Source organism: Streptomyces sp. AF1A, assembly GCF_047340315.1.
GTDB lineage: Bacteria > Actinomycetota > Actinomycetes > Streptomycetales > Streptomycetaceae > Streptomyces.
In genome coordinates this window covers 1-20,929 of record NZ_JBLEBI010000078.1, presented here as the reverse complement: position 1 = coordinate 20,929, position 20,929 = coordinate 1, and the positions used below count along the sequence as shown (strand labels likewise).

The following is a 20,929-nucleotide window of genomic DNA, read 5'->3' as shown; positions in this document are numbered from 1 at the left end:
CGCGCGTGGCTACGATGGGCCAGCCGGTGGCCAGCAGGGGCCGCGGCGACAACGACCGTCGGGAAGGCCATGCTGAACAAGTACGCGCGTGCATTCTTCACGCGTGTCCTCACGCCGTTCGCCGCGTTTCTCATCCGCCGGGGCGTGAGCCCCGACACGGTCACGCTCATCGGCACGGCCGGGGTCGTCGCGGGTGCGCTGGTCTTCTACCCCAGGGGCGAGTTCTTCTGGGGCACGGTCGTGATCACGCTGTTCGTCTTCTCCGACCTCGTCGACGGCAACATGGCCCGCCAGCTGGGCCGCTCCAGCCGCTGGGGCGCCTTCCTGGACTCCACCCTGGACCGGGTCGCCGACGGCGCCATCTTCGGCGGCTTCGCCCTCTGGTACGCCGGCAACGGGGACAACAACGTCCTGTGCGCGGTCTCGATCTTCTGCCTGGCGAGCGGCCAGGTCGTGTCCTACACCAAGGCGCGCGGCGAGTCCATCGGGCTGCCGGTCGCCGTCAACGGGCTCGTCGAGCGCGCCGAGCGGCTGGTGATCTCGCTGGTCGCGGCCGGGTTCGCGGGCCTGCACACGTTCGGCGTCCCGGGCATCCAGTGGCTGCTGCCGATCGCCCTGTGGATCGTCGCCGTCGGCAGCCTCGTCACACTGGTCCAGCGGGTCGTCACCGTACGCCGCGAGTCCGCCGAGGCCGAGGCGGCCGCCGACGGCGGCGCGGAGAGCGCGTCGCGGGGGAGCGAGGCCGCGAAGTGAGCACCGCCGACCGGCTCACCGACACGCTGTACGGGCTCGGCTGGAGCACCGTCAAGAAGCTCCCCGAACCCGTGGCGGCCGGGCTCGGCCGCGCCATCGCCGATCTCGCCTGGCGGCAGCGCGGCAAGGGCGTGCAGCGCCTGGAGTCCAACTACGCGCGCGTGGTGCCCGGCGCCACTGCGGAGCGCCTCGCGCAGCTGTCGCGCGCGGGGATGCGTTCGTACCTGCGCTACTGGATGGAGTCCTTCCGGCTGCCGGCCTGGAGCGCCGAGCGGGTCGCGGCCGGCTTCGACCCCAAGGACATCCACTTCCTCACGGACGGGCTCGCCTCCGGGCAGGGCGTGATTCTCGCGCTGCCGCACCTGGCCAACTGGGACCTGGCCGGCGCCTGGGTCACCACGAAGCTGAAGACACCCTTCACGACGGTCGCCGAGCGGCTGAAGCCCGAGACGCTCTACGACCGCTTCGTCGCCTACCGGGAGGGCCTCGGCATGGAGGTCCTGCCGCACAGCGGCGGCTCCGCCTTCGGCACCCTGGCCCGGCGGCTGCGCGACGGCGGCCTGGTCTGCCTGGTCGCCGACCGCGACCTGTCCGCCTCCGGCGTCGAGGTCGACTTCTTCGGCGAGACGGCACGGATGCCCGCGGGGCCGGCCCTGCTCGCCCAGCAGACCGGCGCCCTGCTGCTGCCCGTCACCCTCTGGTACGACGACTCGCCGGTCATGAAGGGACAGGTGCATCCCCCGGTCGAGGTACCGGAGTCCGGTACGCGGGCCGAGAAGACGTCCGTGATGACACAGGCGCTGGCCGACGTGTTCGCCGGCGGGATCGCCGAGCACCCCGAGGACTGGCACATGCTCCAGCGACTGTGGCTCGCCGACCTCGACCCCGCGAAGGGACCCTCGTGAGAATCGGGATCGTCTGCCCGTACTCCTGGGACGTGCCCGGAGGCGTCCAGTTCCACATCCGCGACCTCGCCGAGTACTTCATCCGCCTCGGCCACGAGGTCTCGGTGCTCGCCCCCGCCGACGACGACACGCCGCTGCCGCCGTACGTCGTCTCGGCCGGGCGCGCGGTCCCCGTGCCCTACAACGGCTCGGTGGCCCGCCTGAACTTCGGCTTCCTGTCCGCCGCGCGGGTGCGGCGCTGGCTCCACGAGGGCGCCTTCGACGTGGTCCACATCCACGAGCCGACCTCGCCCTCGCTGGGCCTGCTGACCTGCTGGGCCGCGCAGGGCCCCATCGTCGCCACCTTTCACACCTCCAACCCGCGCTCGCGCGCGATGATCGCCGCGTACGCGATCCTCCAGGCCGCCCTGGAGAAGATCAGCGCCCGCATCGCGGTCAGCGAGTACGCCCGCCGCACGCTGGTCGAGCACCTGGGCGGCGACGCGGTGGTCATCCCGAACGGCGTCGACGTGGACTTCTTCGCCAAGGCCGAGCCGAAGCCCGAGTGGCAGGGCGGCACCATCGGCTTCATCGGCCGCATCGACGAGCCCCGCAAGGGCCTGCCCGTCCTCATACGGGCCCTGCCGAAGATCCTGGCCGCCCGGCCGGGGACGCGGCTGCTGGTCGCGGGACGCGGGGACGAGGAGGCCGCCGTCGAGGACCTGCCGGCCGAGCTGCGCTCCCGGGTCGAGTTCCTCGGCATGATCAGCGACGAGGACAAGGCCCGCTTCCTGCGCAGCATCGACCTGTACGTCGCGCCCAACACCGGGGGCGAGAGCTTCGGCATCATCCTGGTCGAGGCCATGTCCGCCGGCGCCCCCGTGCTCGCCTCCGACCTGGACGCCTTCGTACAGGTCCTCGACCAGGGCAAGGCGGGCGAGGTCTTCGCCAACGAGGACGCCGACGCGCTGGCCGAGGCGGCCGTACGGCTCCTCGCCGACCCGGCCCGCCGCGCCGAACTGCGCGAGCGCGGCAGCGCCCACGTCCGCCGCTTCGACTGGTCCACGGTCGGCGCGGACATCCTGTCGGTCTACGAGACGGTGACCGCCGGAGCGGCGGCCGTGGCGACGGACGAACGCACGGGCCTGCGGGCCCGCTTCGGCCTGGCCCGGGACTGAGGGCCGGGACGGGCGAGCCGCAACCGGGCGGTGGTGGATTCCACGCCCGGTCGATGTCCCTCGGCGGCGGAAGGCCGGACGGTACGGATGTCCGGCGGGGCCTGTCGCGAGGCGGCCGTGAGCGCCGGCCGGATCGGCGCGAGGGCGGCTCGGCGGCAGCCGATAGCCTTCCGGCGTGACCGCAACACTCATCTGGATCCTCGTCGTGCTCGTCGCGATCGGCGTGTACCTGAGCTGGACCGCCGGGCGGCTGGACCGGCTGCACGTGCGGATGGACGCCGCGCGGGCCGCGCTGGACGCACAGCTGCTGCGGCGCGCCTCGGTGGCCCAGGAACTGGCCACCTCCGGCGTGCTGGACCCGGCCGCCTCGATCGTGCTGTACGAGGCCGCGCACGCGGCCCGGCAGGCCGAGGAGGAGCACCGGGAGGTGGCCGAGAGCGAGCTGAGCCAGGCCCTGCGCGCGGTCTTCGAGGACCCCGCCCAGGTGGAGGCCGTACGGGCGGCCCCAGGAGGCGAGGAGGCGGCCCGTGAGCTGGCCGAGGCGGTCCGCCGGGTCCCGATGGCCCGCCGCTTCCACAACGACGCCGTAGGGGCCGCACGCCGCCTCCGCGAGCACCGCAAGGTCCGCTGGTTCCGGCTGGCCGGCCACGCCCCGTTCCCGCTGGCCTTCGAGATGGACGACGAGCCGCCCGCCGCCCTCGTGGAGCGGGCCCCCTGAACGCGACGCGCACCCCCGGCGAGCAAAAAGGATCCACCGGCTTTCCATTGGCCCTTGCTGTGGCCTGGTCCACTCGCGTTTCCTCGACGCTGCAGAGAACGTCTTCCCTTTCAGTGAGGTCACCCGTGTCCACCATCGAGAACCAGGCTCCCGAGACCGGCACCGCGCGCGTGAAGCGCGGCATGGCCGAGCAGCTCAAGGGCGGCGTGATCATGGACGTCGTCACGCCGGAGCAGGCGAAGATCGCCGAGGACGCGGGCGCCGTCGCCGTCATGGCCCTGGAGCGGGTCCCGGCCGACATCCGCAAGGACGGCGGCGTGGCCCGGATGTCCGACCCCGACATGATCGAGGGCATCATCAACGCCGTCTCGATCCCGGTCATGGCCAAGTCCCGCATCGGCCACTTCGTCGAGGCCCAGGTGCTGCAGTCCCTCGGCGTGGACTACATCGACGAGTCCGAGGTCCTCACCCCGGCCGACGAGGTCAACCACTCCGACAAGTGGGCGTTCACCACCCCGTTCGTGTGCGGTGCCACCAACCTGGGCGAGGCCCTGCGCCGCATCGCCGAGGGCGCCGCGATGATCCGCTCCAAGGGCGAGGCCGGCACCGGCAACGTCGTGGAGGCCGTCCGCCACCTGCGCCAGATCAAGAACGAGATCGCCCGCCTGCGCGGCTTCGACAACCACGAGCTGTACGCCGCCGCCAAGGAGCTGCGCGCCCCGTACGAGCTGGTCAAGGAGGTCGCCGAGCTGGGCAAGCTCCCGGTGGTGCTGTTCTCCGCCGGTGGCGTGGCCACCCCGGCCGACGCCGCCTTGATGCGTCAGCTCGGCGCCGAGGGCGTGTTCGTCGGCTCCGGCATCTTCAAGTCCGGCGACCCGGCCAAGCGCGCCGCCGCCATCGTCAAGGCCACCACCTTCTACGACGACCCGAAGATCATCGCGGACGCGTCCCGCAACCTCGGCGAGGCCATGGTCGGCATCAACTGCGACACCCTCCCCGAGACCGAGCGCTACGCCAACCGCGGCTGGTGAGCACGCAGGCACGGATCTTCACGGACCTCAGGTACTGAACCCCATGAACACTCCTGTCATAGGCGTCCTGGCTCTCCAGGGCGACGTACGGGAGCACCTCATCGCCCTGGCCGCGGCCGACGCCGTGGCCAGGCCGGTGCGGCGCCCCGAGGAACTCGCCGAGGTCGACGGCCTCGTCCTGCCCGGCGGCGAGTCCACCACCATCTCCAAGCTGGCCGTCCTCTTCGGCGTGATGGAGCCCCTTCGCGCGCGCGTGCGGGACGGCATGCCCGTCTACGGCACCTGCGCCGGCATGATCATGCTCGCCGACAAGATCCTCGACCCGCGCTCGGGCCAGGAGACCATCGGCGGCATCGACATGATCGTGCGCCGCAACGCCTTCGGGCGGCAGAACGAGTCCTTCGAGGCAGCGGTCGACGTGAAGGGCGTCGAGGGCGATCCTGTGGAGGGTGTGTTCATCCGCGCCCCCTGGGTGGAGTCCGTGGGCGCCGGGGCCGAGGTGCTCGCCGAGCACGAGGGCCACATCGTCGCCGTCCGCCAGGGCAACGCGCTCGCCACCTCGTTCCACCCGGAGCTGACCGGCGACCACCGCGTGCACTCCCTGTTCGTCGACATGGTGCGCGCCAACCGGGCGGCGGAGTCCTTGTAGGATCTCTGACGTTCGTACAGAGATTGGTTACGCGAAGGAGACAGGCAGATGTCCGGCCACTCTAAATGGGCCACGACGAAGCACAAGAAGGCCGTGATCGACGCCAAGCGCGGCAAGCTCTTCGCGAAGCTGATCAAGAACATCGAGGTCGCTGCGCGGATGGGCGGCGTCGACCTCGACGGCAACCCGACTCTCTACGACGCCGTCCAGAAGGCCAAGAAGCAGTCGGTTCCGAACAAGAACATCGACTCCGCCATCAAACGCGGCGGCGGCCTCGAGGCGGGTGGCGCCGACTACGAGACGATCATGTACGAGGGCTACGGGCCGAACGGCGTCGCGGTGCTCATCGAGTGCCTCACCGACAACCGCAACCGCGCCGCCTCCGACGTCCGCGTCGCCATGACCCGCAACGGCGGCTCCATGGCCGACCCGGGCTCGGTGTCGTACCTGTTCAACCGCAAGGGCGTCGTCATCGTCCCCAAGGGGGAGCTGACCGAGGACGACGTGCTCGCCGCCGTCCTGGACGCCGGTGCCGAGGAGGTCAACGACCTCGGCGAGAACTTCGAGGTCATCAGCGAGGCCACCGACCTGGTCGCGGTCCGCACCGCCCTCCAGGAGGCGGGCATCGACTACGAGTCCGCCGAGGCCAACTTCGTCCCGACCATGCAGGTCGAGCTGGACGAGGAGGGCGCCAAGAAGATCTTCAAGCTCATCGACGCGCTCGAGGACAGCGACGACGTGCAGAACGTCTTCGCCAACTTCGACGTCAGCGACGAGATCATGGAGAAGGTCGACGCGTAACGCGCGGGGCCGGCTGACCGGGCCGACGGGACCGACCCGTCGGCCCGTCGCGTTGCCGGGCGTTGGTGCACCGCGTTGTCAGTGGCACCCGATAGCCTGCACAAACAGGTGATCGAGTCACGGAGGGAGGGGCGCGTGCGCGTACTGGGGGTGGACCCCGGGCTGACCCGGTGCGGCGTCGGGGTGGTCGAGGGGGTCGCGGGCCGCCCGCTCACGCTGCTCGGCGTCGGGGTCGTGCGGACCCCCGTGGACGCCGACCTCGGCCACCGCCTCCTCGCCGTCGAGCAGGGCATCGAGCAGTGGCTGGACGAGCACCGGCCCGAGTACGTCGCCGTCGAGCGCGTCTTCAGCCAGCACAACGTGCGCACCGTGATGGGCACCGCCCAGGCCAGTGCCGTCGCCATGCTGTGCGCCGCCCGCCGCGGCCTCCCCGTCGCGCTGCACACCCCCAGCGAGGTCAAGGCCGCCGTCACCGGCAGCGGTCGCGCCGACAAGGCCCAGGTCGGGGCCATGGTCACCCGGCTGCTACGGCTCAGCGCGCCGCCTAAGCCGGCCGACGCCGCGGACGCCCTCGCGCTCGCCATCTGCCACATCTGGCGTGCCCCCGCCCAGAACCGGCTCCAGCAGGCCGTCGCCCTGCACACCGCCCAGGCAACGAAAGGCCGTACGGCATGATCGCCTTCGTCAGCGGCACGGTCGCCGCGCTCGCCCCCGACGCCGCGGTCGTCGAGGTCGGCGGTGTCGGCATGGCCGTCCAGTGCACGCCGAACACGCTGTCCACGCTCCGCGTCGGGCAGCCCGCCAGGCTGCACACCTCCCTCGTCGTCCGCGAGGACTCCCTCACCCTGTACGGCTTCGCCGACGACGACGAGCGCCAGACCTTCGAACTGCTCCAGACGGCGAGCGGAGTCGGTCCCCGGCTGGCCCAGGCCATGCTCGCCGTGCACACCCCGGACGCGCTGCGCCGCGCCGTCGCCACGGGCGACGAGAAGGCCCTCACCGCGGTCCCCGGCATCGGCAAGAAGGGCGCCCAGAAGCTCCTGCTGGAGCTGAAGGACCGCCTCGGCGAGCCGCTCGGCGCCCCGGCCGTCGGCGCGCCCGTCAGCCAGGGCTGGCGCGACCAGCTGCACGCGGCCCTCATCGGCCTCGGCTACGCCACCCGGGAGGCCGACGAGGCCGTCGCCGCCGTGGCCCCGCAGGCCGAGGCGGCAGCCGGCACCCCGGAAGTGGGCCGGCTGCTCAAGGCCGCCCTGCAGACCCTGAACCGCGCCCGCTGACCCGGACCGTCGTAAGGCAGAGCAATGAACTGGGACGACACGACCGGCACCTCCGCCACCGAGCGGCTGGTGGGCCCGGTCGCCGACCGGGAGGACCAGGCCGTCGAGGCCGCCCTCCGCCCCAAGGACCTCGGCGAGTTCATCGGCCAGGAGAAGGTCCGCGAACAGCTCGACCTCGTCCTGCGCGCCGCACGCGCGCGGGGCGCCACGGCCGACCACGTCCTGCTCTCCGGCGCCCCCGGCCTGGGCAAGACCACACTGTCAATGATCATCGCGGCCGAGATGGGCGCCCCCATCCGCATCACCTCGGGGCCCGCCATCCAGCACGCCGGCGACCTCGCCGCGATCCTCTCCTCCCTCCAGGAGGGCGAGGTCCTCTTCCTCGACGAGATCCACCGCATGTCCCGGCCCGCCGAGGAGATGCTGTACATGGCGATGGAGGACTTCCGCGTCGACGTCGTCGTCGGCAAGGGCCCCGGCGCCACCGCCATCCCGCTCGAACTGCCCCCGTTCACCCTGGTCGGCGCCACCACGCGCGCGGGCCTGCTGCCGCCCCCGCTGCGCGACCGCTTCGGCTTCACCGCGCACATGGAGTTCTACGAGCCGCACGAGCTGGTGCGCGTCGTGCACCGCTCGGCGAACCTGCTGGACGTCGAGATCGAGCCGGACGGCGCCGCCGAGATCGCCGGCCGCTCCCGCGGCACCCCCCGCATCGCCAACCGCCTGCTGCGCCGCGTCCGCGACTACGCGCAGGTCAAGGCCGACGGCGTGGTCACCCGCGAGATCGCCGCGGCCGCCCTCGCCGTGTACGAGGTCGACGCCCGCGGCCTCGACCGGCTGGACCGCGCGGTCCTTCAGGCCCTGCTGAAGCTGTTCGGCGGCGGCCCGGTCGGCCTGTCCACCCTCGCCGTCGCGGTGGGGGAGGAGCGGGAGACCGTCGAGGAGGTCGCCGAACCGTTCCTCGTCCGGGAGGGCCTGCTGGCCCGTACCCCGCGCGGCCGCGTCGCCACCCCCGCCGCATGGGCGCACCTGGGCCTCACCCCGCCCGGCTCCACGGCGGCGGGAAACGGACAACAGGACCTGTTCGGGGCGTGAGGGAGGCCCGAGAGCGGCCCGATGACCACACGAGGGCCGTCCGACGGCGAGGGCAGTGGCCGGGGCAGGAACCCAGGTGCCATGCTGAGCGTTGTTCCATGCGCGCGGACTCGCTTAGACTCCGCCGATGCCGCCCTTGCGGGCGGCGCCGACCCACACCCCCATCAACAGGCCGCTCTCCGTCGCGGTCGCGCGAAGGAAACCCCGTCCCGTGAATACGCTTACCCTTCTCCCGTTCATTGTGCTCATCGCGGCCATGTTCCTCATGACGCGCTCCGCCAAGAGGAAGCAGCAGCAGGCCGCCCAGATGCGGAACGAGATGCAGCCCGGCTCCGGTGTCCGCACGATCGGGGGGATGTACGCGACGGTCAAGGAGGTCAACGAGGACACGGTCCTCCTCGACGCCGGACCGGGCGTCGAGCTCCTCTTCGCCAAGAACGCGATCGGCACCGTGCTCAGCGACGACGAGTACAACCGCATCGTCCACGGCATCGAGCACGACCTGAAGTCCGACACCGACATCGTCCCGGACGACGCCTCCTCCCTCACCGAGACCGACGGGACCGACGGATCCGCTGCCGCCGCCTCCGACGACAAGATCGACCTCGGTAAGAAGGACGCCGCCGCGAAGGACACCGACGCGGCCGAGGCCGCCGAGGCCAAGACGGACGACGAGCCGAAGAAGACCGACGGCGACTCCGACGCGAAGTAGTCACGCCCCGGTGATGAGCGGCGCGGCACCACAACGCCCCGCGCACCACCGGGCGTGTCCGTTTCCGTACCGGAGCCCGACACCATGTCATGGCCGCTGCGCGCCGACCGGACGCCAGACGGCCCGAGAGGGAGTACGAGAAGGTGGCAGCACCTAAGAAGGGCCGGAGCGCAAGCCCCCAGAGCAAGCCGGGGCGCTCGCTGGCCCTCATCCTGATCGCCATCGCGGCGCTCACCGGCGGAATGTTCGCCTCGGGGCATCCCACCCCCCGTCTCGGTATCGACCTCGCCGGCGGAACCAGCATCACGCTGACGGCGGTCAACCAGCCGGGGCAGCCCAACGCGATCAACAAGGCCAACATGGACACCGCGGTCGACATCATGAACCGCCGGGTCAACGGTCTGGGCGTGTCGGAGGCGGAGGTCCAGACCCAGGGCGATCGCAACATCATCGTCAACATCCCGCGAGGCACGAACTCCAAGGAGGCGCAGCAGCAGGTCGGCACCACCGCCAAGCTGTACTTCCGCCCGGTCCTGCAGCGCGAGGTCTCCGGCGCCCCCGGTCAGAGCCCGTCGCCCAGCGCGTCCCCCAGCGGCAGCTCCTCGCCGAACCCGAGCGGCAGCCCCTCCGCCGGTTCCACCCCGAAGGCGACGGCGTCCTCGTCCTCCACCGCATCTCCCACGGCGACGCCCACCTCTCAGGGCCGTGCCGTCACCGACGCTCTGAAGGCCGGCTCCAGCCCCTCGCCGAGCGCGTCCGCCTCCGGCAGCGCCAAGCCGTCGGCTACTCCCTCACCCTCGGCGAGCAACGCCTCCACCGACCTCCAGGCCCGCTACGCCGCCCTCGACTGCACCAAGCCCGCCGAGCAGTCCAGCGCCGGCAAGGGCGCCAAGCCCGGTGAGCCCACCGTTGCCTGTGGCAAGGACGGCAAGGTCTGGAGCAAGTTTCTGCTCGGACCGGTCGCGGTCGACGGCCAGGAGGTGAAGAAGGCCCAGGCCGTCTTCGACACCCAGGGCGCCAGCGGCTGGCAGGTCCAGATGACCTTCGACTCCAAGGGCGCCAGCAAGTTCGCCGACATCACCGGTCAGCTGGCCCAGAAGCCCCAGCCGCAGAACGAGTTCGCGATCGTCCTCGACGACCAGGTGGTCTCCCACCCGTTCGTGCAGACGGCCATCACCGGCGGCAACGCGGAGATCTCGGGCAGCTTCACCCAGCAGGAGGCGCAGAGCCTCGCCAACATGCTGTCGTACGGAGCGCTCCCGCTGACCTTCAAGGAGTCCAGCGTCACCACGGTGACCGCCGCGCTGGGTGGCGAGCAGCTCCATGCGGGCCTCATCGCCGGCGCGATCGGCCTGGCCCTGGTGATCATCTACCTCGTGCTGTACTACCGCGGTCTGTCGCTCGTCGCCGTCGCGTCCCTGAGCGTCTCCGCGATCCTCACCTACGTGATCATGGCCTTGCTCGGCCCGACCATCCATTTCGCGCTGAACCTGCCGGCGGTCTGCGGCGCCATCGTCGCCATCGGTATCACCGCCGACTCGTTCATCGTCTACTTCGAACGCATCCGGGACGAGATCCGTGAGGGCCGCACGCTGCGCCCCGCGGTCGAGCGGGCCTGGCCGCGCGCCCGGCGCACCATCCTGGTCTCCGACTTCGTGTCGTTCCTGGCCGCCGCCGTCCTGTTCATCGTGACCGTCGGCAAGGTGCAGGGCTTCGCGTTCACGCTCGGCCTGACCACCCTCCTGGACGTGGTCGTCGTCTTCCTGTTCACCAAGCCGCTCATGACGCTCCTCGCCCGCCGCAAGTTCTTCGCGAACGGCCACAAGTGGTCCGGGCTCGACCCGAAGAGCCTGGGCGCCAAGCCGCCGCTGCGCCGCACCCGCCGTCCCGCCGGTCCGACCGCCGGCCCTGTCGACCCGAAGGAGGCCTGAGCGATGTCGAAACTCGGCAACATCGGCGCTCGACTGCACCGCGGCGAGATCAGCTACGACTTCGTCGGCAAACGCAGGATCTGGTACGGCATCTCCATCCTGATCACCATCACGGCCATCGTCGGCCTGGCGGTGCGCGGCCTGAACATGGGCATCGAGTTCCAGGGCGGAGCGGTCTTCACCACCCCCAAGACCAGCGTCTCGGTGGCCCAGGCCGAGCAGTACGCCGTGCAGGCCTCCGGTCACGACGCCGTGGTGCAGAAGCTCGGCACCGGCGCACTGCGCATCCAGATCGCCGGGATCGACACCGGCAAGTCCGACGCGATCAAGGACACGCTGGCCAAGGACCTGAACGTCGGCTCCGAACAGATCAACGCGGACCTGGTCGGCCCGAGCTGGGGCCAGCAGATCGCCGACAAGGCCTGGGAGGGCCTCGGCATCTTCATGGTCCTCGTCGTGATCTACCTGGCGATCGCCTTCGAGTGGCGGATGGCGGTCGCGGCCCTGGTCGCGCTGATCCACGACATCACCATCACGACCGGCATCTACGCCCTGGTGGGCTTCGAGGTCACGCCCGGTACGGTGATCGGTCTGCTGACGATCCTCGGTTACTCGCTCTACGACACGGTCGTCGTCTTCGACAGCCTCAAGGAGCAGACGAAGGACATCACCAAGCAGACCCGCTTCACCTTCAGCGACATCGCCAACCGGTCGATCAACGGCACCCTGGTGCGCTCCATCAACACCACGGTCGTCGCCCTGCTGCCGGTCGCCGGTCTGCTCTTCATCGGCGGCGGCTTCCTCGGCGCGGGCACGCTGAACGACATCTCCCTGTCGCTGTTCGTCGGCCTCGCCGCCGGTGCGTACTCGTCGATCTTCATCGCCACGCCGCTCGTCGCCGACCTCAAGGAGCGCGAGCCGGCGATGAAGGCCCTCGCCAAGCGGGTCAGGGCCAAGCGCGCCCAGGCCGCGACGGAGGAGGACGCTCCGGGGACCCGCTCCGCCGGTGACGAGCCAGAGGACGCCTCGCCCGCCGTCGTCGGTCCGCGCAACCAGCCGGCGTCGCGCGGCAGGGGCCGGGGCCGGTCCTCCGGGAAGCGCCGATGACCGACATCCAGGAGCTGCTGCTCAGCCGCATCCGTGACGTGGCGGACTACCCGGAGCCGGGCGTGATGTTCAAGGACATCACCCCGCTCCTGGCGGACCCGGGCGCGTTCACGGCGCTGACCGACGCGCTCGCCGAGGTCGCCGCGAACGCCGGCGCGACCAAGGTCGTCGGTCTGGAGGCCCGGGGCTTCATCCTCGGCGCGCCGGTCGCCGTCCGCGCCGGCATGGGCTTCATCCCGGTCCGCAAGGCGGGCAAGCTGCCCGGGGCCACCCTGCGCCAGGCCTACGACCTGGAGTACGGCTCGGCCGAGATCGAGGTGCACGCGGAGGACCTGTCCCCCGGGGACCGCGTCCTGATCGTGGACGACGTCCTGGCGACCGGCGGCACCGCCGAGGCGGCGATCCAGCTCATCCAGCGGGCCGGGGCCGAGGTCTCCGGCCTGGCGGTCCTCATGGAGCTGGGCTTCCTCGGCGGCCGCGCCCGCCTGGAGCCCGCCCTCGGCGAAGCGCCGCTGAAGGCACTGCTCCAGGTCTGACCCACCCCGCCCGAGCGGTCCCCGGCACAGCCGGGGGCCGCTTCGCGTTTGTGGGCCCGGGCGGCGGCGGGCGTGCACGTGCCGGCCGGCGCAGGCTTCCTGGTGTGGGTCCGCGGGTGCCGGGCACTCGCAGACCCCCCGGAACACCCGGCCCACGGCCCCCGGAATCCGGCCGTGGCCCCCTGCGTTCCACTGGTGAACGGTGCTCACATTCGCCTGCAGGCGATGACCGGGCGCAGGATCGCTACCATGGGGTGTCCGGAGCCTGACCGGGGGACCCGGATCGCGCAGAGGAGTCCTCTTGCCAGACGAGGCCCAGCCACTGACCGCCGCAAAGCCCGAGCCCGCCTCGGCGCCCGCGGCCAAGCCCGCGCCGAACGTGTCGACGAAGAACGACACCCGCGGGGCGGTCGAGCACGCCCAGGCGGCGCCCGTGGAGAAGGCTGCCGAGGCCTCACGCCCCAAGCCGGCCCCGACCGAACGCCCGGTGCAGCCGCCCGTGGTGCGCGCGCCCTCCGTCCAGCCCGGCCGCACCGGCTCCTCCAACCGCGTCCGGGCCCGCCTCGCCCGCCTCGGCGTCCAGCGCGCCAACCCCTACAACCCGGTCCTGGAGCCCCTGCTGCGGATAGTGCGCAGCAACGACCCCAAGATCGAGAACGCGACGCTGCGCCAGATCGAGCGCGCCTACCAGGTCGCCGAGCGCTGGCACCGCGGCCAGAAGCGCAAGAGCGGCGACCCCTACATCACGCACCCCCTCGCGGTCACCACCATCCTCGCCGAGCTGGGGATGGACCCGGCGACCCTGATGGCGGGCCTGCTGCACGACACCGTCGAGGACACCGAGTACGGCCTGGACCAGCTGCGCCGCGACTTCGGCGACACCGTCGCCCTGCTGGTCGACGGCGTCACCAAGCTGGACAAGGTCAAGTTCGGCGAGGCCGCGCAGGCCGAGACCGTGCGCAAGATGGTCGTCGCCATGGCCAAGGACCCGCGCGTCCTGGTCATCAAGCTCGCCGACCGCCTGCACAACATGCGCACCATGCGCTACCTCAAGCGCGAGAAGCAGGAGAAGAAGGCGCGCGAGACCCTGGAGATCTACGCGCCGCTCGCGCACCGGCTGGGCATGAACACCATCAAGTGGGAGCTGGAGGACCTCGCCTTCGCGATCCTCTACCCCAAGATGTACGACGAGATCGTACGGCTCGTGGCCGAGCGCGCCCCGAAGCGCGACGAGTATCTGGCGATAGTGACCGACGAGGTCCAGGCCGACCTCCGCGCCGCCCGCATCAAGGCCACCGTCACCGGCCGCCCGAAGCACTACTACAGCGTCTACCAGAAGATGATCGTCCGCGGCCGCGACTTCGCGGAGATCTACGATTTGGTGGGCATCCGCGTCCTCGTCGACACCGTCCGGGACTGCTACGCCGCCCTCGGCACCGTGCACGCGCGATGGAACCCGGTTCCCGGCCGGTTCAAGGACTACATCGCGATGCCCAAGTTCAACATGTACCAGTCGCTGCACACGACGGTCATCGGGCCCAACGGCAAGCCGGTCGAACTGCAGATCCGCACCTTCGACATGCACCGCCGCGCCGAGTACGGCATCGCCGCGCACTGGAAGTACAAGCAGGAGGCCGTCGCCGGCGCCTCCAAGATCCGTACCGACGCGCCCAAGACGTCCGCGAAGGACAAGGACGCCATCAACGACATGGCGTGGCTGCGGCAGTTGCTGGACTGGCAGAAGGAGACCGAGGACCCCGGCGAGTTCCTGGAGTCCCTGCGCTTCGACCTGTCGCGCAACGAGGTCTTCGTCTTCACCCCCAAGGGCGACGTGATCGCGCTGCCCGCCGGGGCCACCCCGGTGGACTTCGCGTACGCCGTCCACACCGAGGTCGGCCACCGCACCATAGGGGCACGGGTCAACGGCCGGCTCGTACCGCTCGAATCCACCCTGGACAACGGCGACTTGGTGGAGGTCTTCACCTCCAAGGCACCCGGCGCCGGACCGTCCCGCGACTGGCTCGGCTTCGTCAAGTCGCCGCGCGCCCGCAACAAGATCCGGGCCTGGTTCTCCAAGGAGCGCCGCGACGAGGCGATCGAGCACGGCAAGGACGCCATCGTGCGGGCCATGCGCAAGCAGAACCTGCCGATCCAGCGCATCCTCACCGGCGACTCCCTGGTCACGCTCGCGCACGAGATGCGCTACTCGGACATCTCCGCGCTGTACGCGGCGATCGGCGAGGGGCACGTCTCCGCGCAGAACATCGTGCAGAAGCTCGTCCAGGCCCTGGGCGGCGAGGAGGCCGCCACCGAGGAGATCGACGAGACGGTCCCGCCGTCCCGCAGCCGCGGCCGCAAGCGCCGCTCCAGCGCCGACCCGGGCGTCGTCGTCAAGGGCGTCGAGGACGTGTGGGTGAAGCTGGCCCGCTGCTGCACGCCCGTGCCCGGCGACCCGATCATCGGCTTCGTCACCCGCGGCAGCGGCGTGTCGGTTCACCGAAGCGACTGCGTCAACGTCGAGTCGCTCTCCCGCGAGCCGGAACGCATCCTCGACGTCGAGTGGGCGCCCACCCAGTCCTCCGTCTTCCTGGTCGCCATCCAGGTGGAGGCCCTGGATCGCTCCCGCCTGCTGTCGGACGTCACCCGCGTCCTGTCCGACCAGCACGTCAACATCCTCTCCGCGGCCGTCCAGACCTCCCGCGACCGCGTCGCCACCTCGCGCTTCACCTTCGAGATGGGCGACCCGAAGCACCTGGGCCACGTCCTGAAGGCCGTACGGGGCGTGGAGGGCGTGTACGACGTGTACCGCGTGACGTCGGGGCGCACCCGGTCGTAGGCCGCGGTCGTACCGACTGCGCACCGCATGTGAGAGGGCCCCGTACGCGCGTACGGGGCCCTCTCACATGCGTGGTGGGGCGATCAGCCGCCGAACTCCTGCAGGCCCTTCAGCGCCTGGTCCAGGAGCGCCTGGCGGCCCTCCAGCTCCCTCTCCAGCTTGTCGGCCTTGGCGTTGTTGCCCTGGGTGCGGGCCTGCTCGATCTGGGTCCTCAGCTTGTCCACGGCGGCCTGGAGCTGCCCGGTCAGACCCTCGGCGCGCGCACGCGCCTCCGGGTTCGTCCGGCGCCACTCGGCCTCCTCGGCCTCCTGGATCGCCCGCTCGACCGTGTGCATCCGGCCCTCGACCTTCGGACGCGCGTCCCGCGGGACGTGGCCGATGGCCTCCCAGCGCTCGTTGATCGAACGGAAGGCGGCCCGGGCGGCCTTGAGATCCGTGATCGGCAGGAGCTTCTCGGCCTCCTCGGCCAGCTCCTCCTTCAGCTTCAGGTTCTCGGCCTGCTCCGCGTCCCGCTCGGCGAACACCGAGCTGCGCGCGGCGAAGAACACGTCCTGGGCACCGCGGAAACGGTTCCACAGGTCGTCCTCGTGCTCGCGCTGGGCGCGGCCCGCTGCCTTCCACTCCGCCATCAGCTCGCGGTAACGGGCCGCGGTCGGGCCCCAGTCCGTGGAGCCCGACAGCGCCTCGGCCTCGGCGACCAGCCGCTCCTTGGTCCGGCGGGCCTCCTCGCGCTGCGCGTCCAGCTGCGCGAAGTGCGCCTTGCGCCGCTTGGAGAACGCCGAGCGGGCGTGCGAGAAGCGGTGCCACAGTTCGTCGTCGGACTTGCGGTCCAGGCGCGGCAGCCCCTTCCAGGTGTCCACCAGCGCCCGCAGCCGCTCACCGGCGGCCCGCCACTGGTCGGACTGCGCCAGCTGCTCCGCCTCCTCGACCAGCGCCTCCTTGGCCCTGCGGGCCTCGTCCGACTGCCTCGCCCGCTGCGCCTTGCGCTGCTCGCGGCGCGCCTCGACGGTCTCCACCAGCCGGTCCAGCCGCTTGCGCAGGGCGTCCAGGTCGCCGACCGCGTGGTGCGCGTCCACCTGCTCGCGCAGGTGGTCGATGGCCGCCTGGGCGTCCTTCGCCGACAGGTCGGTGGTCTGCACCCGCTTCTCGAGGAGGCCGATCTCGACAACCAGGCCCTCGTACTTGCGCTCGAAGTAGGCCAACGCTTCCTCGGGGGAGCCGGCCGCCCAGGATCCGACGACCTGCTCGCCGTCGGCCGTACGCACGTACACGGTCCCCGTCTCGTCGACGCGGCCCCACGGGTCGCTGCTCACAGCGCCTCCTCCACATGATGCCTGCGGGGGGTCACTGTGCCCCGGGCATCGTCCACAGTTTCGTCACGGCCAACATAGGCGACCAGCGGGTTCCCTGTCCGCATCCCGCGCGACCGAAATTCCGCAGTTGGCCGTTCTCGTGCGTCCGGCGGCGTCAGGACTTCGTGACGGTCGCCTTGTTGATCACAACGGTCGCGTTGGGCGCACCGTCACCCGCGCCCGTGCTCTCGCCCGCCGCGGCGATCTTGTCGAGCACCTTCAGGCCGGCCGCGTCGATCGTGCCGAACGGGGTGTAGTTGGGCGGCAGCGGGCTGTCCTTGTAGACCAGGAAGAACTGGCTGCCGCCGGAGTGCTTCTGACCGGTGTTGGCCATCGCGACGGTGCCCGCCGGATAGCTGTTGGCCTTCAGGCTTTTGTCCTTCAGGTTCTCGTCCGGGATCGTGTAGCCCGGGCCGCCGCTGCCGGTGCCCGACGGGTCGCCGCACTGGAGCACGTAGATGCCCTGCGTGGTCAGGCGGTGGCACTTGGTGTGGTCGAAGAAGCCCTGGCCCGCCAGGAAGTCGAACGAGTTGACCGTGTGCGGGGCCGCCGCCGTCTTCAGCGCGATGTCGATGTCACCGCACGTCGTCGCGAGCTTCATCGTGTACTTCGCCGACGTGTCGATCGTCATCGCCGGCTCCTTCTTCCAGCTCAGCTTCTTCACCGAGCCCGGCGCCGGCTTCTGGCACGGGTCCGGGGCCTTGCTGGTGGGCGCGGCGCTGGGCGTGGTCTCGGCGCTCGCGTTGGTCTTCTTGTCGTCGTTCTTCAGCACCCCGGTCGTGTACAGGGCGACACTGCCGATCACCACCACGCCCAGTACCGACGCGATCACGGAGTTGCGCAGGCGGGCCTTGCGCCGCGCCTCGGTGCGCCGCTGCTGCTGCCGCAAGAACTTCTCCCGGGCGAGCTGACGCCGCCGCTGCTCCTGGCTGACCACCGGGTTCTCTCCTCATGCGTGTCGTGTGTCGGGCGGTACGCGTGCGTCCTTGTGAGCCGACCACCGCGTGTAGCCCCGTACGGTATATGGGTTCGCTGAGGAAACGGCACCGCCGGTAGGCTCTGACTGCGGCGCAAGCCGCCCGTAGCCGACCAAAGCGAAGGACGATCGTGCTCATTGCCGGGTTCCCCGCCGGGGCCTGGGGGACGAACTGCTACCTCGTCGCCCCCGCCCCTGGTGAGGAGTGCGTGATCATCGACCCCGGCCACCAGGCCGCCGACGGCGTCGAGGAAGCACTCCAGAAGCATCGGCTCAAGCCCGTCGCCGTCGTTCTCACCCACGGCCACATCGACCACGTCGCCTCGGTCGTCCCGGTGTGCGGCGCCCACGACGTGCCGGCCTGGATCCACCCCGAGGACCGGTACATGCTGACCGACCCCGAGAAGGCGCTCGGCCGGTCCATCGGCATGCCGCTGATGGGGGAGCTGACCGTGGGGGAGCCGGACGACGTCAGGGAGCTGGCCGACGGCACGAAGCTGGAGCTGGCCGGACTGGAGTTCTCCGTCGCGCACGCGCCGGGCCATACCAAGGGGTCGGTGACCTTCCGGATGCCCGAGAGCGCCGACGTCCCGTCGGTGTTCTTCTCCGGGGATCTGCTGTTCGCCGGCTCCATCGGACGCACCGACCTGCCGGGCGGATCCATGGAGGACATGCTCGAGTCGCTGGCCCGTGTGTGCCTGCCGCTCGACGACTCCACCGTGGTGCTGTCCGGCCACGGCCCCCAGACGACCATCGGCCAGGAGCGCGCCACCAACCCCTATCTGCGGCAGGTGGCCGCCGGCCAGGGAGCCTCCGCGGCTCCCCGACGAGGAATGTGACGAGAGAGCTTCCGTGAGCACCTTCCAGGCCCCGAAGGGCACCTACGACCTGATCCCGCCGGACTCGGCCAAGTACCTGGCGGTCCGCGAGGCGATCGCGGCCCCGCTGCGCAACTCCGGCTACGGCTACATCGAGACGCCCGGATTCGAGAACGTCGAGCTGTTCGCGCGCGGTGTCGGCGAGTCCACCGACATCGTCACCAAGGAGATGTACGCCTTCGAGACCAAGGGCGGCACCAGACTCGCCCTGCGCCCCGAGGGCACGGCCTCCGTGCTGCGCGCGGCCCTGCAGGCCAACCTGCACAAGTCGGGCAACCTCCCGGTCAAGCTGTGGTACTCCGGTTCGTACTACCGCTACGAGCGCCCCCAGAAGGGCCGTTACCGCCACTTCTCCCAGGTCGGCGCCGAGGCGATCGGCGCGGAGGACCCGGCCCTGGACGCCGAGCTGATCATCCTCGCCGACCAGGCGTACCGCTCGCTGGGCCTGAGCAACTTCCGCATCCTGCTCAACAGCCTGGGCGACAAGGAGTGCCGTCCGCTGTACCGGAGCGCGCTGCAGGACTTCCTGCGCGGCCTGGACCTCGACGAGGACACGCGCCGGCGTGTCGACATCAACCCGCTGCGGGTTCTCGACGACAAGCGCGAGTCGGTGCAGAAGCAGCTGACCGGCGCCCCGCTGCTGCGCGACTACCTGTGCGACGCCTGCAAGGCGTACCACGAGGAGGTCCGCGACCTGATCACGGCGGCGGGCGTCGCATTCGAGGACGACCCGAAGCTGGTGCGCGGCCTGGACTACTACACCCGTACCACCTTCGAGTTCGTGCACGACGGCCTCGGCTCGCAGTCGGCGGTGGGCGGCGGCGGACGGTACGACGGCCTGTCCGAGATGATCGGCGGCCCCGCGCTGCCGTCGGTCGGCTGGGCACTCGGCGTGGACCGCACGGTCCTCGCCCTGGAGGCGGAGGGCATCGAGCTGGACCTCCCGTCCGTCACGTCCGTCTACGCGGTGCCGCTCGGCGAGGAGGCCCGCCGTGTGCTGTTCGCGAAGGTCACCGAGATGCGCAAGGTCGGCATCGCGGCCGACTTCTGCTACGGCGGCAAGGGCCTGAAGGGCGCGATGAAGAACGCCAACCGCAGCGGCGCGCGGTACGCGATCGTCGCCGGCGAGCGCGACCTCGCCGAGGGCGTCGTGCAGCTCAAGGACATGGCGTCCGGCGAGCAGACGGCGGTCGGTGTGAACGAGATCGTGGCCGAACTCGAGGCGCGGCTCGGCTGAGTCCGGCCGACGCGCGAGAAGGGCGCCGGGCTCTCCGGCGCCCTTTCTCATGGGTCGAGCAAGCCGTGCCGCAGCGCACTCGTCACGGCCGCCGTACGGTCGTCCACGCCCAACTTGCCGAAGATGCGCAGCAGATGGGTCTTCACCGTCGACTCGCCGATGAACAGGCGGCGGCCGATCTCGGCGTTGGTGCAGCCGTCGGCCACCAGGCGGAGCACGGCGGTCTCGCGGTCGGACAGGCGGGGCCGTTCCGGCCTGGCGCGCAGGCGGTCACCAGGCGGGCGGCCACGGACGGGGCCAGGACCGTCTCGCCGCGCGCCGCGGCCCGTACCGCGTCGGCCAGTTCGCGGCGCGGCAGGTCCTTCAGCAGATAGCCCGCGGCGCCCGCCTCCACGGCCCGCAGGATGTCCCGGTCCGTCTCGTACGTCGTCAGCACGATCACCCGGCACGGCAGCCCGGCCGCGCTCATCCGCACGATCGAGTCGACGCCGTCGCCGTCCGGCATCCGCAGATCCATCAGCACGATGTCCGGCCGCAGTTCCGCGGCCAGCGCCTCCGCCCGCGGCCCGCTCGCGGCGTCCGCGACCACCTCCAGGTCCGGCTCGGCACTCAGCATCGCGCGCAGTCCCTCGCGGACGACGGGATGGTCGTCGGCCAGGACGATCCGGATCACGCGGTCTCACCCCGCACGGCGTCGGGTACGGGCAGGCGCACGGTCACCGTCGTCCCGGCGCCCGGGGCGCTGCGCACCGACACCGTCCCGCCCACCTCGGCGGCCCGGGCGCGCAGCCCCGCCAGGCCGTAGCCGCCGGACACGCCGGCGGGGTCGAAGCCGGGGCCGCCGTCGCGGACGCGGAGGGTCAGCGCGTCGTCGCCGTAGCCGAGCCGGACCCCGACGTCCGCCGAACTCCCCGCGTGCTTGCGTGCGTTGGTCAGCGCCTCCTGGCAGGCGCGCAGCGCCACCACCTCGACCCCGGC

At 71.2% G+C, this 20,929-nt stretch carries 20 protein-coding genes and 1 pseudogene; 17 read left to right on the top strand and 4 right to left on the bottom strand.

The genetic code is table 11. From position 1 onward, the window contains the following. The first annotated feature begins 69 nt into the window (after positions 1–69). The 15 genes from pgsA (at position 70) to ACLU3S_RS20950 (ending at position 15,508) form a co-directional block, all read left to right on the top strand. Complete coding sequence (pgsA, locus tag ACLU3S_RS21020; protein WP_413953456.1) at positions 70–753, top strand: phosphatidylinositol phosphate synthase; 684 nt, start codon at positions 70–72, stop codon at positions 751–753. Next, positions 750–1,658, top strand: coding sequence for a phosphatidylinositol mannoside acyltransferase (locus tag ACLU3S_RS21015; RefSeq protein ID WP_413953455.1), 909 nt, complete (start codon positions 750–752; stop codon positions 1,656–1,658). Before pgsA ends, ACLU3S_RS21015 begins: the two co-directional genes overlap by 4 nt. Next, complete coding sequence (locus tag ACLU3S_RS21010; protein WP_413953454.1) at positions 1,655–2,815, top strand: glycosyltransferase family 4 protein; 1,161 nt, start codon at positions 1,655–1,657, stop codon at positions 2,813–2,815. The genes ACLU3S_RS21015 and ACLU3S_RS21010 overlap by 4 nt, the downstream gene beginning before the upstream one ends. 175 nt (positions 2,816–2,990) lie before the next feature. Continuing rightward, positions 2,991–3,533, top strand: coding sequence for a hypothetical protein (locus ACLU3S_RS21005; protein WP_413953453.1), 543 nt, complete (start codon positions 2,991–2,993; stop codon positions 3,531–3,533). 125 nt (positions 3,534–3,658) lie between these two features. Continuing rightward, positions 3,659–4,564 carry a pyridoxal 5'-phosphate synthase lyase subunit PdxS gene (gene pdxS / locus ACLU3S_RS21000; protein WP_351559350.1) on the top strand — a complete coding sequence of 302 codons (906 nt, stop codon included), beginning with the start codon at positions 3,659–3,661 and terminating at the stop codon, positions 4,562–4,564. 43 nt (positions 4,565–4,607) lie between these two features. Next, complete coding sequence (gene pdxT, locus ACLU3S_RS20995) at positions 4,608–5,213, top strand: pyridoxal 5'-phosphate synthase glutaminase subunit PdxT (protein ID WP_413953452.1); 606 nt, start codon at positions 4,608–4,610, stop codon at positions 5,211–5,213. A gap of 48 nt (positions 5,214–5,261) precedes the next feature. Further along, positions 5,262–6,014, top strand: coding sequence for a YebC/PmpR family DNA-binding transcriptional regulator (locus ACLU3S_RS20990; RefSeq protein WP_413953451.1), 753 nt, complete (start codon positions 5,262–5,264; stop codon positions 6,012–6,014). Between the two features lie 135 nt (positions 6,015–6,149). Next, positions 6,150–6,689, top strand: coding sequence for a crossover junction endodeoxyribonuclease RuvC (ruvC, locus tag ACLU3S_RS20985; RefSeq protein WP_413953450.1), 540 nt, complete (start codon positions 6,150–6,152; stop codon positions 6,687–6,689). Further along, entirely contained in the window at positions 6,686–7,291 is a 606-nt protein-coding gene (ruvA, locus tag ACLU3S_RS20980; RefSeq protein ID WP_413953449.1) for a Holliday junction branch migration protein RuvA, read from the top strand. Before ruvC ends, ruvA begins: the two co-directional genes overlap by 4 nt. Before the next feature lie 24 nt (positions 7,292–7,315). After that, positions 7,316–8,386, top strand: coding sequence for a Holliday junction branch migration DNA helicase RuvB (gene ruvB, locus ACLU3S_RS20975; protein ID WP_413953448.1), 1,071 nt, complete (start codon positions 7,316–7,318; stop codon positions 8,384–8,386). 211 nt (positions 8,387–8,597) lie between these two features. Then, positions 8,598–9,098 (top strand): preprotein translocase subunit YajC, encoded by a 501-nt coding sequence (gene yajC / locus ACLU3S_RS20970; protein WP_413953447.1) that lies wholly within the window; start codon positions 8,598–8,600, stop codon positions 9,096–9,098. A gap of 143 nt (positions 9,099–9,241) precedes the next feature. Beyond that, complete coding sequence (gene secD / locus ACLU3S_RS20965; RefSeq protein ID WP_413953446.1) at positions 9,242–11,029, top strand: protein translocase subunit SecD; 1,788 nt, start codon at positions 9,242–9,244, stop codon at positions 11,027–11,029. A gap of 3 nt (positions 11,030–11,032) precedes the next feature. After that, on the top strand, positions 11,033–12,136 hold the full coding sequence (gene secF, locus ACLU3S_RS20960; protein WP_413953445.1) for a protein translocase subunit SecF: 1,104 nt from the start codon (positions 11,033–11,035) through the stop codon (positions 12,134–12,136). Next, positions 12,133–12,672, top strand: coding sequence for an adenine phosphoribosyltransferase (locus ACLU3S_RS20955; RefSeq protein WP_413953444.1), 540 nt, complete (start codon positions 12,133–12,135; stop codon positions 12,670–12,672). The genes secF and ACLU3S_RS20955 overlap by 4 nt, the downstream gene beginning before the upstream one ends. 301 nt (positions 12,673–12,973) lie before the next feature. Continuing rightward, the gene (locus ACLU3S_RS20950; protein WP_413953443.1) at positions 12,974–15,508 is read left to right on the top strand and encodes a RelA/SpoT family protein; all 2,535 of its coding nucleotides are present in this window, start codon (positions 12,974–12,976) and stop codon (positions 15,506–15,508) included. Positions 15,509–15,591: 83 nt separating this feature from the next. Here the strand turns inward: ACLU3S_RS20950 and ACLU3S_RS20945 are convergent, their stop codons facing one another. Next, the gene (locus tag ACLU3S_RS20945) at positions 15,592–16,821 is read right to left on the bottom strand and encodes a DUF349 domain-containing protein (RefSeq protein ID WP_413953442.1); all 1,230 of its coding nucleotides are present in this window, start codon (positions 16,819–16,821) and stop codon (positions 15,592–15,594) included. 154 nt (positions 16,822–16,975) lie between these two features. Beyond that, positions 16,976–17,797 carry a peptidylprolyl isomerase gene (locus ACLU3S_RS20940; RefSeq protein WP_413953441.1) on the bottom strand — a complete coding sequence of 274 codons (822 nt, stop codon included), beginning with the start codon at positions 17,795–17,797 and terminating at the stop codon, positions 16,976–16,978. A gap of 170 nt (positions 17,798–17,967) precedes the next feature. On the opposite strand from ACLU3S_RS20940, the gene ACLU3S_RS20935 reads away from it, so the two are divergent. Beyond that, complete coding sequence (locus ACLU3S_RS20935) at positions 17,968–18,675, top strand: MBL fold metallo-hydrolase (RefSeq protein ID WP_413953440.1); 708 nt, start codon at positions 17,968–17,970, stop codon at positions 18,673–18,675. 13 nt (positions 18,676–18,688) lie between these two features. Then, a complete protein-coding gene (hisS, locus tag ACLU3S_RS20930) occupies positions 18,689–19,951 on the top strand; it encodes a histidine--tRNA ligase (RefSeq protein ID WP_413953439.1) in 1,263 nt (420 codons plus the stop codon). A gap of 47 nt (positions 19,952–19,998) precedes the next feature. Here hisS and ACLU3S_RS20925 read toward each other — a convergent pair. Beyond that, positions 19,999–20,624 (bottom strand): annotated as a pseudogene (locus tag ACLU3S_RS20925) (response regulator). Then, positions 20,621–20,929, bottom strand: a 309-nt coding sequence (locus tag ACLU3S_RS20920; protein ID WP_413953438.1) for a sensor histidine kinase, incomplete at its 5' end; no start/stop codon positions are given. The pseudogene ACLU3S_RS20925 and the gene ACLU3S_RS20920, both read right to left, overlap by 4 nt.

Coding starts and splice junctions, on each gene's coding strand:
- pgsA (WP_413953456.1), top strand. CDS start 70: ATGCTGAACAAGTACGCGCGTGCATTCTTCACGCGTGTCCTCACGCCG.
- ruvB (WP_413953448.1), top strand. CDS start 7,316: ATGAACTGGGACGACACGACCGGCACCTCCGCCACCGAGCGGCTGGTG.
- ruvA (WP_413953449.1), top strand. CDS start 6,686: ATGATCGCCTTCGTCAGCGGCACGGTCGCCGCGCTCGCCCCCGACGCC.
- ACLU3S_RS20990 (WP_413953451.1), top strand. CDS start 5,262: ATGTCCGGCCACTCTAAATGGGCCACGACGAAGCACAAGAAGGCCGTG.
- secF (WP_413953445.1), top strand. CDS start 11,033: ATGTCGAAACTCGGCAACATCGGCGCTCGACTGCACCGCGGCGAGATC.
- pdxT (WP_413953452.1), top strand. CDS start 4,608: ATGAACACTCCTGTCATAGGCGTCCTGGCTCTCCAGGGCGACGTACGG.
- ACLU3S_RS20955 (WP_413953444.1), top strand. CDS start 12,133: ATGACCGACATCCAGGAGCTGCTGCTCAGCCGCATCCGTGACGTGGCG.